This is a genomic window from Novosphingobium colocasiae, from assembly GCF_014652555.1.
Classification (GTDB): Bacteria; Pseudomonadota; Alphaproteobacteria; order Sphingomonadales; family Sphingomonadaceae; genus Novosphingobium; species Novosphingobium colocasiae.
The window spans coordinates 1-14,132 of record NZ_BMZA01000026.1 but is presented as its reverse complement, the minus strand read 5'-3'; the positions used below and the strand labels follow the sequence as shown (position 1 = coordinate 14,132).

Genomic DNA, 14,132 nt, shown 5'->3' with positions numbered 1-14,132 from the left:
CCAGCCGAAACTTTCAACCCGTTGCACTTCGGATGTGAATCCACACCCGGGTCAAGCCCGGGGTGACGAAATCATATGATTGACGATGTCGCGGGCGAGGCGCGAGGCGGCGCTATTCGTTGCGCGTCCATATCCATGGCCCGATAATCACCAGCACTGCGGCCGGGACCAGCACCCACGGCCAGCCCACGGTAAACCAGGTGAACGGCACGCTGGCGGTCATCGCCAGGATCGCGCTGACTTTGCCCTTGCGACTGATCGCGCGCCGTTCGCGCCAGGCGCGCAAGTGATGGCCGTGCGTGGGGTGATTGTAGAGCTTTTCGGCAAGGTGCGGGTGGCTTTTGGAGAAACAGCCGGCGGCCAGCAGGTAGAACACCACGGTCGGCATGACCGGCAGGAATATGCCGATCGTGCCCAGCGCCACGAAGAAAAGGCCAAGGCACAGCCAGAATGTGCGGCCTAACCGGTGCATGACGCCTTCAACCCGCGAGGCGGGCGGCGGTTTCCCGGATAAGAGCAATCATGTTGGGCACGCCCTGCGTGCGGTTGGACGAAAGCTGGTTCTTCAGATCGAAAGGTGCCAGCGCCGCGGCGACGTCGCAGGCGGCGACATCGGCGGCCGGGCGGTCCTGAACCGCGCTGATGACGAGCGCAACGATGCCCTTGGTGATCGCCGCGTTGCTATCGGCCAGGAAGTGCAGGGTGCCGTTGTCCTGCGCCATCGGATAGACCCAGACGCTGGCCGAGCAGCCGCGCACTTTCGTGGCATCGGTCTTGAGCGCATCGGGCATGGGATCAAGCTCGCGGCCCAGCTCGATCAGCAGGCGATAGCGTTCGTCGCCATCGAGAAATTCGTATTCTTCGCGGATATCATCGAGGCTGCGCATGGCCATGCCATGTAGGGCGATGGGCTGGCGGAGCAAGGGGGACGTTGCCAGCCTTGCGCGTTCTGTGTCAGGGAATTGCCAGGCACACATGTGCAAGCACCCACCCGTCATTCCCGCGAAGGCGGGAACCCATCTCCCGATGGCGGGTGTCGCGCAAGGCATCAACTGGGTCCCCGCTTTCGCGGGAATGACGAAGAAGAGGGAACCGGGTTTCACGAACATGCCGAAGACCGACCACAGCCACCCCTTCTTCGCCATGCACGAACACGGCTTCGTGCGCGTGGCCACATCCACCCCGCACGTGCGCACGGCAGATGTGGCGCACAACACCGCCGCCGTGCTGGCGGAAGCGAGGCGGGCGCATGCGGCGCATGTGGACCTGCTGGTGTTCCCGGAACTGTGCCTGTCGTCCTATGCCATCGATGACCTCCACCTGCAGGCAGCGATGATCGAGGCGGTGGAGGCGGCGGTGGCGGAGATCGTGCGCGCCAGTGCCGATCTGTCGCCGGTGCTGCTGGTGGGCGCGGCGCTGCGCCACAAGGGGCGGCTTTACAACTGCGCGCTGGCGATCGCGCACGGGCGACTGCTTGGGGTGGTGCCCAAATCGTACCTGCCCAACTATCGCGAGTTCTACGAAAAGCGCTGGTTTGCCAGCGGCAAGGCGATCCGGGGTCGCACGATCCGCGTCGGCGGCCAGGAGGTGCCGTTCGGCGTAGATCTGGTGTTCGCGTCCGAAGTGCTGCCGCATTTCCGCTTCTTCGCCGAAATCTGCGAGGATTTCTGGGCGGCAACGCCCCCCAGCTCGCTCGGCGCGCTGGCCGGGGCGACGATCCTGTGCAACCTTTCGGCCTCCAACATCGTCATCGGCAAGTCGGACGAGCGCCACATGCTGTGCCGCTCGCAATCGGCGCGGGCCACCGCCGCCTATGTCTACAGCGCGGCCGGGCATGGCGAAAGCACCACCGATCTGGCTTGGGACGGGCAAGGCGTGATCTACGAGCTGGGCGATCTGCTGGCCGAGAGCGAGCGGTTCTCGCTATCGCCCGAACTGTGCATCGCCGATGTCGATTGCGAGCGGATCGACATGGACCGGCTGCGGGTGCCGACCTTCAACGATGCCGGCGAGGCAGCGGGCAACCCGCAGGACACGTTCCGCACCATCGGCTTTCGCCACGCCCCGCACGGCGGCGATATCGGGCTGGTGCGCCCGCTCAGCCGCTTCCCGTTCGTGCCCGACCGCGCCGACCGGCTCGATGCCGATTGCTACGAGGCGTTCAATATCCAGGTCGATGGGCTGATGCGCCGGATCGAATCGACGCAGGCGAAATCCATGGTGATCGGCGTTTCGGGCGGGCTCGATTCGACCCACGCGCTGATCGTCGCCGCGCGGGCCTGCGACCGGCTGGGCCTGCCGCGCGGGTTCATCCGCGGCTATACCATGCCCGGCTTCGGCACTTCGGACGGCACGAAATCGAACGCCTGGAAACTGATGAACGCACTGGGCATCACCGCCGACGAGATGGACATCCGCCCCGCCGCCACGCGCATGCTGGAAGACATCGGCCACGCTTTCGCGAACGGCGAGCCGATCTACGATGTCACGTTCGAGAATGTGCAGGCAGGCCTGCGCACCGATTACCTGTTCCGCCTCGCCAGCCAGCATGGCGGCTTCGTGATCGGCACCGGCGACCTTTCGGAGCTGGCGCTGGGCTGGTGCACCTATGGCGTGGGCGACCAGATGAGCCACTATGCGGTCAACGCCGGGGTGCCCAAGACGCTGATCCAGTACCTGATCCGCTGGTGCGCGCGCGGTGACCAGTTCGATGCGGCAACCGACGCGGTGCTGCTGGCGATCCTCGACACGGAAATCTCGCCGGAACTGGTCCCGGCGGGGGCGGACGGCGCGATCCAGAGCACCGAGGCCAAGATCGGGCCCTATGCGCTGAACGACTTCTTCCTGCACCATGTCATGCGGTTCGGACAGAAGCCGTCGAAGGTAGCGTTCCTGTGCTGGCACGCCTGGCGCGAGGCGGACCGAGGCGACTGGCCCGACGGTTTCCCGGAAGATCGCAAGGACGCCTATGACCTTGCGACAATCCGCGCCTGGCTGGAAAAGTTTCTCGCGCGGTTCTTCGCGTTCTCGCAGTTCAAGCGCTCGGCCATTCCCAACGGCCCGAAGGTCTCGTCCGGCGGCGCGCTGTCGCCGCGCGGTGACTGGCGCGCGCCGTCCGATGCCAGCGCGGCGGTCTGGCTGGACGAACTGAAGGCGCGCCTGCCCGCCGCTTGATCAGTCGCGCAGCGATTCGATCTCCCGCGCCAGATCGTGGCCGCGCTGGCGGTCGGTCGCCAGCCGTTCAAGGACGGCGATGCGTTCGCGCAGCCGCGCCACTTCGCGTTCCAGCTCGCCGGTGTCGCCCGGCTCCGCGCCCGGCCGCGGCGCATGCCGCTTCAGCCGCATCGAGGTGAAGCAGCCGATAGCGACGATCAGGACGACGGCGGTCCAGAAATCCATGTGCTTGTTCCTCCCGTCCTGCCGCTCAGTTCACCGCCGGCCCGGCACCGTCACTGGGCCGTTCATCGCGCAGCGCATCGATCTGGCGGGCTGTATCGAAGCTGCCGTCGGTGACAATGCTTTCCAGCACCCGCACACGAGCTTCGAGCGTGGCCTTTTCCGACGCATATTGCGCCGCTTTCTCGGCGGTCTGCGTCGCCGTGATCGCCAGCTTGCGCTCCTGGAAGGCCAACCGGCGCTTGTAGGCACCGGCAAGGATCGCGGCGATCGTGGCCAGGCCGGCCATCAGCGCGGCCAGCGCGAAAACGTCTTCGGCACTCATGATCCTTTCTCCTGCGGCCCGTCGCGCGTGCGTTCGACCGCGCGCTGGTCGCGCAGCGCCTCGATCTGGAGCGCGGTGTCGAACCCGCCATCAGTGATGATCCGCTCCAGAACGCGCACCCGTTCTTCTAAAGCGCGGTGTTGCGAGGCGTATTGCGCCGCTTTTTCGGCGGTCACGGTCATGCCCATTTCGACAAGCCGGCGCTGGTGGCGGGTCCACACCGCCAGCGCGCCGACGCCGATGCCGGCAAGGGGCACAAGAATTCCAAGTTCAGACATGGGGCCAGGTCCTGTCAGCCGGGTCGCAGCGGTTATGCCGCGATCAGCGCAGCGAGTCGATCTCGGCGGCGAGCCGCGGATTGCTGCGGCGGTAGTAGCATTCGAGATCGGCCACGCGCCGGTCCATGTCGGTCAGATCGCCATGGACCCGGGCGGAACGCGGCGCGGTGGCGCTGCGGCGGGCGGCCCGGCGCAGCATCCGCGCCTCCTCCGCCTCGGAATAGAGCGCCAGCGGGCGCTTGTCGGCAATCAGCGCGACGGCGATGTAGACCGGGATCGTGAGGGTGAAGCCGAACAGCGTCAGCAGCACGGTGGCGAGCCGGACCCAGAACGCATGGATGCCGGTATAGTCGGCGATGCCGGCGCATACCCCCCACAAGCGGGCATTGGCCTTGTCGAGATAGAACTGTCCGCGTGACACTGTGCTTTCCTTCCCTTTGAATGCGTGACGTTAGGCGGCAGCGGGTCAGTCGGTGGCGGGAGCGCCGCCCATGGAGCGCTTCATCGCCGCCAGCTCGGCATCGATCTTGTCGCCATCGGCCAGCGCCGCGATTTCTTCGGCCAGGCTCGGCGTGCGACGGTCGCCCATCGCCATCGCTTCGGCGCGGCCTTCGGCGTAATCGACCCGGCGCTCCATCTGCTCGAAGCGCAGCAGCGCCTCGTCGACCCGCTCGCTCGACAGGAGCGAGCGCAGCTTGACCCGGTTTTCGGCGCTTTGCAGGCGGGCGGCGATGCTGCTCTGGCGGCTGCGCGCCTCGCGCAGGCGGGTCTGCAGCTTGTCGATGTCTTCCTCGTATGCGCGCAGCGACTGGTCGAGCACGGTGATCTCGCCGCGAAGCTGGTCGGCCATGTCGGCCGCCTTCTTCTTTTCGAGCAGCGCCGCGCGGGCCAGATCCTCGCGGTCCTTGGACAGCGCGAGCTGGGCTTTGTCGGTCCAATCAGCCTGGAACGATTCGAGCTTGGCGACGTGGCGGCGCAGTTCCTTCTGGTCAGCGATGGTCCGCGCGCTGGAAGTGCGCACTTCGACCAGGGTCTCCTCCATTTCGAGGATGATCAGGCGGATCATCTTGGCCGGGTCCTCGGCCTTGTCGAGCAGGTCGTTGAAGTTCGCGGCGATGATGTCGCGGGTGCGGGAAAAGATACCCATCCTGTTGGTCCTTCTGGTGGGGCGGGGTGCGATTGGCGGCGGGTCGGCGAAATCAGGAAAGCGGGATCGAGCAGCCGCAGGTAGCGGGTGCGCGGACCGGGGTGGCCAGCGCGTCGCCGCCGCCGAGCGCCCCCGCCAGGATCGCCATGTCGAGCAGCGTGGCGATCGCCAGCACGGCCAGCGCGACGGCATTCGGCCGGCGGCCCGAAGCTGTCGTCAGGCGGAGAAGGGCGGCGGGAGAAGGCATGGCGACGGTCCTGCATGGCGGTTGTTGCGGGTTGCCGGAGATATAGCAGGGAGCGTGCCAAACCGGCGGAAGGGCGGAATTGCGCGGTTTGCGCCGGTCATCCAGCGGATGAATGCCAAATGAATTGCCAAATGATGGGAAATTTCGCTAATTATCGGGAATGGATCGCGATGTACAGTTCATCGGCCAGTCCGGAGCCTTTCTCGATGCGGTGGAGCGGACCAGCCGCGCCGCGCCGGTGCGCCGCCCGGTGCTCATCATCGGTGAGCGCGGGACCGGCAAGGAACTGATCGCCCAGCGCCTCCACCGCCTGTCGCCGCGCTGGGGTGAACCGCTCGTCACGCTCAACTGCGCGGCACTGCCCGAAACGCTGATCGAGGCCGAGCTGTTCGGCCACGAAGCGGGGGCATTCACCGGGGCGACACGGGCCCGGGCCGGCAAGTTCGAGGAAGCCGATCGCGGCACGCTGTTTCTGGACGAGCTGGGCAACCTGTCGATGGCGGCGCAGGAGCGGCTGCTGCGCGCGATCGAATATGGCGAGATCGCCCGCATCGGTGCCGCCTGCCCGATCGAGGTGGACGTGCGGGTGATCGCGGCCACGAATGCCGACCTGCCTGCCATGGCGCAGGCGGGCGCATTCCGCGCCGACCTGCTCGACCGGCTGAGTTTCGAGGTCATCACCCTGCCGCCCTTGCGCGAGCGTGAAGGCGATGTGATCGACCTTGCCGATTACTACGGCCGCCGCATGGCGAGTGAGCTGGGCCGCGACATCTGGCCCGGCTTCGGCCCCGCCGCCGTGGCGGCGCTCGAAGGACACGACTGGCCGGGCAACGTGCGCGAACTGCGCAACGTGGTGGAGCGCGCGGTCTACCGCTGGGACCGCAAGGACGAGCCGGTGGACGAAGTGGTGTTCGATCCTTTCGCCAGCCCCTGGCGGGTGGGTGCTGCGGCGTCGGTCGCGCCGCCCCCGGCTCCCGCACCCCAACCAACATTGCCGACCTCTGCCCCGGCATCCTTGCGCGAAACGGTCGAGGCTTACGAGCGCGGCCTGATCGCCGCCGCGCTGGAGCGCCACCGCTGGAACCAGCGCAAGGTGGCGCAGGCGCTGGGGCTCAGCTATGACCAGCTTCGCCATTGCCTGAAGCGGCACGCGCTGGCGAAAGACTGAACGCCGCATGGTTTACCGGGCGTAAAAGGTCTCTGCGGTACAGTGCCGCGTCATCCATCACGGCAAGAAGCGCAACCAACGGCATGCACGGACAGGAACGGATCAATCCTTGGCTGGTGTGGATCACCATGCTGGCGCTGATCGGCGGCCTTGCCTGGCTGGCGATCAACTACTGGCCGGAGACGCATTCGCCACCGCTCGATCCGGAGCTGGTGCGCTCTGCCGCCCGCGCTGCGGCATCGCGTGAAGCGGCGCAGCGCGATTCGGCGGCGTCCGAAGTGCTGCGGCTGGCGGACGACAATGCCCCCGCCGTGCGCCCGCTCGATACCGCCGGACGCGCCGGCGCCGGTGCCGCCGAAGCCCGCGAAGTGCTGGGCGAGGAAGATCCCGAGCAGTAGCGTAAGGGGCTGCTCAGGGGGCCGCTGAAGAGGCCCTGAAGAACCCTTGCGTTTGAGCGCGGATGAGACTATCTGCGCATCCATCCCGTCATTGGTGAAACAAGGATCGGGCTGGCGCCGGATGGGGCCGGCGCGAAACCGCGTTGCATCGCTGATCCATCGCACGCCGGACAGTCCGGCAACCGGAGAACCCGTTGGCCGATATCGCGCGCCTTGTCGAAGTCATCGAACCAGAGGTGAAAGCCCTGGGGTTCGATCTCGTGCGCGTGAAGATCTTCGCCAAGAGCGAAGTCGGCGATGACGAGATCGCGCTGCAGATCATGGCGGAAAACCCCGCTACCGGGCAGCTCGTGCTGGATGATTGCGTGGCCCTGTCGCACCGCATCTCCGAGCGCATCGATGCGCTGGAGGAAGCCGGGCAGGTGCTGATCGAGGATGCCTATCGCCTCGAAGTCAGCTCGCCCGGCATCGATCGCCCGCTGACCCGCGCCAGTGACTATGCCAAGTGGGCCGGCCACGAAGCGAAGATCAACCTGACCGCGCCGGTCGACGGCAACCGCAAGGCGCTGAACGGCGATCTTGTCGGGATCGAGGGCCCGGACGGCCAGGAGATGGTCACGCTGGAGGACAGGAAGTCCGGCCGCGTGACGTTCCCGCTCGACACCATTCATTCCGCGCGGCTGGTCCTGACGGACCGGCTGATCGCCGCCACCCGCCCGCTCGATACGAGCGGTGCGGACGACATTCTTGAAGAACAGGAAGACTAAGCCATGGCCAGCGCGATTTCCGCCAACCGTGCCGAACTGCTCGCGATTGCGAACTCCGTCGCTTCGGAGAAGATGATCGACAAGTCGATCGTCATCGAGGCGATGGAAGAGGCGATCCAGAAATCGGCGCGCAACCGCTACGGCGCGGAAAACGACATCCGCGCCAAGCTTGATCCGCGTACCGGCGACCTGCGCCTGTGGCGCGTCGTCGAAGTGGTCGAGCATGTCGAGGACTACTTCAAGCAGGTCGATCTCAAGCAGGCCGAAAAGCTGCAGGCCGGCGCGAAGCTGGGCGACTTCATCGTCGATCCGCTGCCGCCGGTGGACCTGGGTCGCATCGACGCGCAATCGGCCAAGCAGGTGATCTTCCAGAAGGTCCGCGATGCCGAGCGTGAGCGCCAGTACGAGGAATTCAAGGATCGCGCCGGCGAAATCATCACCGGCGTCATCAAGTCGGTCGAATTCGGCCACGTGATCGTCAACCTCGGCCGCGCCGAAGGCGTGATCCGCCGCGACCAGCAGATCCCGCGCGAAGCCGCCCGCGTGGGTGAGCGGGTGCGCGCCATCGTCCTTAAGGTGGAACGCCAGAACCGCGGCCCGCAGATCTTCCTGTCGCGCGCGCACCCTGAGTTCATGAAGAAGCTCTTCGCGCAGGAAGTGCCCGAGATCTACGACAACATCATCGAGATCAAGGCCGCCGCCCGCGATCCGGGCAGCCGCGCCAAGATCGGCGTCATCAGCCACGATCACTCGATCGATCCGGTCGGCGCCTGCGTCGGCATGAAGGGCAGCCGCGTCCAGGCCGTCGTCCAGGAACTGCAGGGCGAAAAGATCGATATCATCCCCTGGAGCGAGGACACCGCGACGTTCGTCGTCAACGCGCTCCAGCCGGCCACTGTCAGCCGCGTCGTCATCGACGAGGAAGAAAGCCGGATCGAAGTGGTTGTGCCGAATGACCAGCTTTCGCTCGCCATCGGCCGTCGCGGCCAGAACGTGCGTCTGGCCTCGCAGCTCACCGGCTCGCAGATCGACATCATGACCGAGGCGGAAGCTTCGGAGAAGCGCCAGAAGGAATTCATCGAGCGCTCGAAGATGTTCGAGGACGAGCTCGACGTGGACGAGACGCTGTCGCAGTTGCTGGTCGCCGAAGGCTTCACCGAGCTGGAGGAAGTCGCCTACATCGACCTGGCCGAACTGGCCCAGATCGAAGGCTTTGACGAGGAACTGGGCGAAGAGCTGCAAAGCCGCGCCCACGAAGCGCTGGAGCGCCGCGAGGAAGCGAGCCGTCAGGAACGGCGTGCGCTGGGCGTGGAAGATGCGCTGGCCGAACTGCCGCACCTGACCGAGGCGATGCTGGTCACGCTCGGCAAGGGCGGCATCAAGACGCTCGACGATCTCGCCGATCTGGCGACCGACGAGCTGATCGCCAAGAAGCGCACCGAACAGCGCCGCCGCGACGGCACCGTGGCCCGCCGCGCCCGCGACGAGGACAAGGGCGGCGTGCTCGGCGAATACGGCCTCTCCGAAGAGCAGGGCAACGAGATCATCATGGCTGCCCGCGCGCACTGGTTCGACGACGAACCCGAATCAGAGGAGGCCGCTGATGCGGAATCCTCACAATGAGCGCGTAAGCTCCGACATCGATGGCCACGGCCCGGAGAGGACCTGCATCCTCTCCGGCGAAAAAGCCGCGCGGGATGCATTCGTGCGTCTCGCGATCTCACCCGATGGGCTGGTGCTCCCGGACGTGCATGCGCGCGCGCCGGGTCGCGGCGCATGGCTCGGCGTCGATCGCCAGGGTCTTGAAATCGCCCTGGCGAAGGGCAAACTTAAGGGTGCGCTGGCGCGTGCCTACAAGGGTGCCGCGCTGACCATCCCGGATGACCTTGGCGATCGCATCGAACAGGCGCTGACCCGCGCCTTTACCGACAGGCTGGGGCTGGAAGTGAAATCCGGCCGGCTGCTTCTGGGCTCGGACCGCATCGCGCAGAACGCCCGTGACGGCAAGGTGGCCTGGCTGGCCCACGCCGCCGATGCCGCCGAAGACGGATCGCGCAAGCTGGATCAGGCCTGGCGGGTCGGACGCGAAGAAGAGGGATCGGGGCTTCAGGGCACGCGCTTGCCACTGGACCGCGCGACGCTGTCTGTGGCATTGGGCCGCGACAATGTCGTTCACCTGGCGCTGAGCGATCGTGGCGCGGCCGAACGGGTCGGGCAGTCGCTGCAGCGCCTCCTGAAATTCCAGGGGCGGGCCGAAGGCCGGAACCCGGCCGAACCGAATGATGAGAACGCAGCGGCACCCGATGCCTCCTGCGCGACGTTGAATTAAGACCGAAGGGCGAAGACGAGACTTATGAGCGAGACCGACAACAAACCGACACTGGGCCGCAAGCCGCTGGGGCTGAAGCGCTCTGTGGAAGCGGGTGAGGTCAAGCAGACCTTCAGCCACGGCCGGACCAACAAGGTCGTGGTCGAGGTGAAGCGGCGCAAGATCATCGGCAAGCCCGGTGAAGCGGCGGCCGAATCGCGCGTCGAAGCTCCGGTCGAAGCGCCGGCACCGGCTCCCGCCGCATCGGCCCCGGTCGCGCCCCCGCCGCCGCGCCGCCCGGCTGTGCCTGCCGGCGAAACGCCGCAGGAGCGGGTCGCCCGGCTTCAGCGCGAAGCCGAGGAAGACCGGCTGCGCCTCGCCGAGGAAAACCGCCGGCGCGAGCAAGACGAACGGCTGCGCGCGCTGGAAGAGGAAAAGCGTCGCGCCGAGGAAAACCGCAAGGTTGCGGAGCCGGCTGTCGAAGCCGCCCAGCCCGAAGCCGAGCCGGCCGCGCCCGAAACCTCCGAAGCGGCCGCCGTCGCAGCGCCCGAAGCTGACCACGCTGCGGATGCCGCTGTTGAAACCGACGCACCTGTCGAAGAGACTGAAGCCGAAGCCGCGCCTGCCCCGCGCCGGTTTACCCCCGTCAAGCGCCCCGAACCGATCGTGCGCAAGCCCGAACCCGCAGCCCCCGCTGCGGCCGCCGCAGCCGCTCCGGCGGCCACCGCAGCGACTGCTCCTGCCCGCCGTTCCGACGCGGCTCCCAGCGGTGGCGGCAACGCCGGCGCTGGTGCCGGTGCCGCCAAGAAGGGCGCACCGCCCCCGCGCAGCGCCCCCGATCGCGACCGCAAGGGCGGCGATCGTCGCCAGTCGGGCAAGCTGACCGTCACCCGCGCGCTCAACGATGACGAGGGTGCCCGCGCCCGCTCGCTCGCCGCGCTCAAGCGCGCCCGCGAAAAGGAACGCCGCGCCCACTTCGGCGGGATGAGCCAGCCGCGCGAGAAGCAGGTCCGCGACGTGGTGGTGCCCGAGGCAATCACCGTTGCCGAACTGGCCAACCGCATGGCCGAAAAGGCCGCTGACCTGGTCAAGTCGCTGTTCAAGCTGGGCATGATGGTCACCGTCAACCAGACCATCGATCAGGATACCGCAGAGCTGCTGGTCGAGGAATTCGGCCACAACATCCAGCGCGTGTCGGATAACGACGTCGATATCGATTCGGCTGCCGACGTCGATGCCGAAGATACGCTGCAGGCGCGTCCGCCGGTGGTCACCATCATGGGCCACGTCGATCACGGCAAGACCAGCCTGCTCGACGCGCTGCGCGGCACCGATGTCGTGCGGGGCGAGGCGGGCGGCATCACCCAGCACATGGGTGCGTACCAGATCAAGACCAAGGGCGGCGATCTCGTCACCTTCCTCGATACGCCGGGCCACGCCGCCTTCACCCAGATGCGCATGCGCGGTGCCAACGTGACCGATATCGTGGTGCTGGTGGTTGCCGCCGATGACGGGATCATGCCGCAGACGATCGAGGCCATCAATCACACCAAGGCCGCCGGCGTGCCGATGATCGTGGCGATCAACAAGTGCGACAAGCACGAAGCCAACCCGCAGAAGGTGCGCGAGCGCCTGCTGGAACACGAGATCGTGGTCGAGGAAATGTCGGGCGACGTCCAGGACGTCGAGGTTTCGGCCAAGACCGGCAAGGGTCTGGACGAACTGATCGAGAAGATCTTGCTCCAGGCCGAACTGCTCGAACTCAAGGCAAACCCCGACCGCGAGGCCGAGGCGACCGTGATCGAAGCCAAGCTCGACAAGGGCAAGGGCCCGCTGGCCACCGTGCTGGTCAACCGCGGCACCCTCAAGGTCGGCGATATCCTGGTGGTCGGCACCGAGAGCGGGCGCGTGCGCGCCATGCTCGACGACAAGGGCCGCCAGGTGAAGGTTGCCCCGCCCTCGATGCCGGTCGAAGTCCTCGGCATCGGCGGCGTGCCGATGGCCGGCGACAAGCTGACCGTGGTCGATAGCGAACAGCGCGCCCGCGAAGTGTCTTCGTGGCGTCAGGAACAGGCGACCGCCAAGCGCACCGCGACCGCGCCCGCCAGCCTCGACACGATGTTCTCGGCGCTGGCCGACAAGGCCAAGGTCATCGAGTACCCGGTGGTGGTCAAGGCCGACGTCCAGGGTTCGACCGAGGCGATCGTCGCCGCGCTGCATGCCCTCTCGAACGACGAGATCAAGGTCCGCGTCCTCAATTCGGGCGTGGGCGCGATCACCGAGACCGACGTGACCCTGGCGGCCGCCTCGGGAGCGCCGATCATCGGCTTCAACGTCCGCCCCAACGCCAAGGCGCGCGAGCAGATCGAGAAGACCAAGACGTCGATGATGTATTATGACATCATCTACGAGCTGACCGCCGAGGTTGCCAAGCAGATGGCCGGCATCTGGGGCCCCGAGCGCATCGAAACCGTGGTCGGCCGCGCCGAGGTCAAGCAGGTCTTCCCGGCCGGCAAGCGCGACAAGGCGGCCGGCCTGCTGGTGGTCGAAGGCTTCATCCGCAAGGGTCTGGCCGCGCGTCTCACCCGACAGGACGTCATCGTCTCGGCCACGACCATCGCCTCGCTGCGCCGCTTCAAGGACGACGTGGACGAAGTCCGCGCCGGTCTGGAATGCGGTGTGGTGCTGGCCGATACCAACGACATCAAGCCGGGCGATCACCTCGAACTGTTTGAGATCAGCCACCGCGAACGCACCATCGGGTAACTGCCAGCTCGCACGGCAAGCCAAATCGGGCCGCAGCGCACCTTACGGTCGCTGCGGCCCTTTTCGTGGCTCCGGTTCGCCCGGCGATGACAGGGAATTAATCCGGTACACAGCAGCGAATGCCTTACCGTCCCTGCGCCGCAACCTGCGGCGGAAGGGCAGGTGATGTCATGTGAACTTTGAATCGATGCTTTTTCTGGTGCTCGGCGGAGCGACCTTCCTGGTCGCGCTGCTGCAGCTTGTCGTGAAGCTCATTGAGCTGAGCCGCAAGTAGCCGGTGAGGGGGCCGGTGCTGGAATATCGGCCCCCAATATGCAATGAGCCCGGATGCTGGAACATCCGGGCCCGGGCAGGGATGTGAACCCTTGTCGATGCTGGGCATTGTGTAACCGACACCGCGAGAATTTTCAAGATGACCCGCTACTGCGCTTTCTTCGGTTCCATCAATGTCGGCGGCAATCGCCTGTCGATGGCGGACTTGCGCTACGCGTTCGAGCGCGAGGAGTTCGCGAATGTCGAGACGGTGGTGGCCAGCGGCAATGTCCTGTTCGACTACGACGACCGGCCGACCGAGGGGCTGGAGGAACTGTTCGCGCACATGATGGCCGACCGGTTCGACATCGAAAGCTTCGTCGCCGTGCGCACGAAGGACGAAGTGCGGACCGCGATCGATGAAAACCCCTTTGCCGACAAGGGAGAGGACAAGCGCGTCCACACCCATTTCCTCGAAGGCCAGCCCACCAAGGCGCAGTTCGAAAAGCTGGTGGCCGACCATGAGGAACGCGGTGACGAGGAGAAGATGGCGCTGGGCCGGCGCTGCCTCTTCGTCGATTATGTCGATGGCGTGGCGCGCACCCGGCTGACCGGCGATTACATCACCCGGCGGCTCAAGCATCGGCACACCGCCCGCAACATCAATTCGCTGCGCCGCATCCTCGACAAGATGTGAAAGGGCGGCGCGTCACTCGACATGACGCGCCGCCCTGACCTTCGAGCACGGCATGAATCTCGGCAAGATCGTCCGGGCCATCGCCAACGAGGGAGCTTCACCTTCGCCGCTGACGCGCCCCGGCGGGCGTCTGGTGCCAGTGTCCGCCGGGGTTCCCGTCAAACTCTATACCGCAACCCGTCGAAGGTGGTGGTCTAAGTCGCTCACATTGAAATTACCGACGTAGTTTCAATCAGATAATTCGGATAACATTCCATCGCGATGACAGCGATAAGGACCGGCATAGGACCAACGCGAAATATAGCAAATGCGCCCCGACGTTTAGTGTCCCAAGTGAGGAGCAAACCCTCCGACTTCAGTCGGATGCTGGCTTCAGCCTTCGA

The 14,132-nt window shown here is 66.2% G+C and carries 17 protein-coding genes; 8 read left to right on the top strand and 9 right to left on the bottom strand.

Going from position 1 to position 14,132, the window contains the following annotated elements:
- Positions 1–112: 112 nt before the first annotated feature.
- Together IE122_RS17170 and IE122_RS17165 are read right to left on the bottom strand one after the other, a co-directional pair.
- Positions 113–472, bottom strand: coding sequence for a YbaN family protein (locus IE122_RS17170; RefSeq protein ID WP_189622477.1), 360 nt, complete (start codon positions 470–472; stop codon positions 113–115).
- A gap of 7 nt (positions 473–479) precedes the next feature.
- Positions 480–887: a SufE family protein gene (locus IE122_RS17165; protein WP_189622476.1), complete on the bottom strand. Its 408-nt coding sequence runs from the start codon at positions 885–887 to the stop codon at positions 480–482.
- 220 nt (positions 888–1,107) lie between these two features.
- Here IE122_RS17165 and IE122_RS17160 point away from each other — a divergent pair, with 220 nt between their 5' ends.
- Positions 1,108–3,174 (top strand): NAD(+) synthase, encoded by a 2,067-nt coding sequence (locus tag IE122_RS17160; RefSeq protein ID WP_189622475.1) that lies wholly within the window; start codon positions 1,108–1,110, stop codon positions 3,172–3,174.
- Here the strand turns inward: IE122_RS17160 and IE122_RS17155 are convergent, their stop codons facing one another.
- Genes IE122_RS17155 through IE122_RS17130 form a run of 6 tightly spaced genes read right to left on the bottom strand, consistent with a single transcriptional unit; the run spans position 3,175 to position 5,393 of the window.
- A complete protein-coding gene (locus tag IE122_RS17155; protein ID WP_189622474.1) occupies positions 3,175–3,399 on the bottom strand; it encodes a hypothetical protein in 225 nt (74 codons plus the stop codon). It abuts the gene before it with no gap.
- Positions 3,400–3,424: 25 nt separating this feature from the next.
- A complete protein-coding gene (locus IE122_RS17150; protein WP_189622473.1) occupies positions 3,425–3,721 on the bottom strand; it encodes a hypothetical protein in 297 nt (98 codons plus the stop codon).
- Positions 3,718–3,999 carry a hypothetical protein gene (locus IE122_RS17145; RefSeq protein ID WP_189622472.1) on the bottom strand — a complete coding sequence of 94 codons (282 nt, stop codon included), beginning with the start codon at positions 3,997–3,999 and terminating at the stop codon, positions 3,718–3,720. Before IE122_RS17145 ends, IE122_RS17150 begins: the two co-directional genes overlap by 4 nt.
- Before the next feature lie 43 nt (positions 4,000–4,042).
- Positions 4,043–4,420 (bottom strand): PspC domain-containing protein, encoded by a 378-nt coding sequence (locus tag IE122_RS17140; RefSeq protein WP_189622471.1) that lies wholly within the window; start codon positions 4,418–4,420, stop codon positions 4,043–4,045.
- A gap of 45 nt (positions 4,421–4,465) precedes the next feature.
- Entirely contained in the window at positions 4,466–5,146 is a 681-nt protein-coding gene (gene pspA, locus IE122_RS17135; RefSeq protein ID WP_189622470.1) for a phage shock protein PspA, read from the bottom strand.
- A 52-nt stretch (positions 5,147–5,198) separates the two neighbouring features.
- Positions 5,199–5,393, bottom strand: coding sequence for a hypothetical protein (locus IE122_RS17130; protein ID WP_189622469.1), 195 nt, complete (start codon positions 5,391–5,393; stop codon positions 5,199–5,201).
- A gap of 160 nt (positions 5,394–5,553) precedes the next feature.
- Between IE122_RS17130 and pspF the strand changes: the two genes are divergently transcribed.
- The 7 genes from pspF to IE122_RS17095 all read left to right on the top strand — a co-directional run bounded on the left by pspF (position 5,554) and on the right by IE122_RS17095 (position 13,749).
- On the top strand, positions 5,554–6,561 hold the full coding sequence (gene pspF / locus IE122_RS17125) for a phage shock protein operon transcriptional activator (protein WP_189622468.1): 1,008 nt from the start codon (positions 5,554–5,556) through the stop codon (positions 6,559–6,561).
- Between the two features lie 83 nt (positions 6,562–6,644).
- Positions 6,645–6,959 (top strand): hypothetical protein, encoded by a 315-nt coding sequence (locus IE122_RS17120; protein ID WP_189622467.1) that lies wholly within the window; start codon positions 6,645–6,647, stop codon positions 6,957–6,959.
- 194 nt (positions 6,960–7,153) lie between these two features.
- Positions 7,154–7,726, top strand: coding sequence for a ribosome maturation protein RimP (gene rimP / locus IE122_RS17115; RefSeq protein WP_189622466.1), 573 nt, complete (start codon positions 7,154–7,156; stop codon positions 7,724–7,726).
- A 3-nt stretch (positions 7,727–7,729) separates the two neighbouring features.
- Positions 7,730–9,349, top strand: coding sequence for a transcription termination factor NusA (gene nusA / locus IE122_RS17110; RefSeq protein ID WP_189622465.1), 1,620 nt, complete (start codon positions 7,730–7,732; stop codon positions 9,347–9,349).
- Entirely contained in the window at positions 9,330–10,055 is a 726-nt protein-coding gene (locus IE122_RS17105) for a DUF448 domain-containing protein (RefSeq protein WP_189622464.1), read from the top strand. The genes nusA and IE122_RS17105 overlap by 20 nt, the downstream gene beginning before the upstream one ends.
- Positions 10,056–10,079: 24 nt before the next feature.
- Positions 10,080–12,800: a translation initiation factor IF-2 gene (gene infB, locus IE122_RS17100; RefSeq protein WP_189622463.1), complete on the top strand. Its 2,721-nt coding sequence runs from the start codon at positions 10,080–10,082 to the stop codon at positions 12,798–12,800.
- A gap of 412 nt (positions 12,801–13,212) precedes the next feature.
- On the top strand, positions 13,213–13,749 hold the full coding sequence (locus IE122_RS17095) for a DUF1697 domain-containing protein (protein ID WP_189622462.1): 537 nt from the start codon (positions 13,213–13,215) through the stop codon (positions 13,747–13,749).
- A gap of 203 nt (positions 13,750–13,952) precedes the next feature.
- On the opposite strand, the gene IE122_RS18435 is transcribed toward IE122_RS17095, so the two are convergent.
- The coding region (locus tag IE122_RS18435) for a hypothetical protein (protein WP_229814352.1) at positions 13,953–14,132 on the bottom strand (180 nt) is incomplete at its 5' end.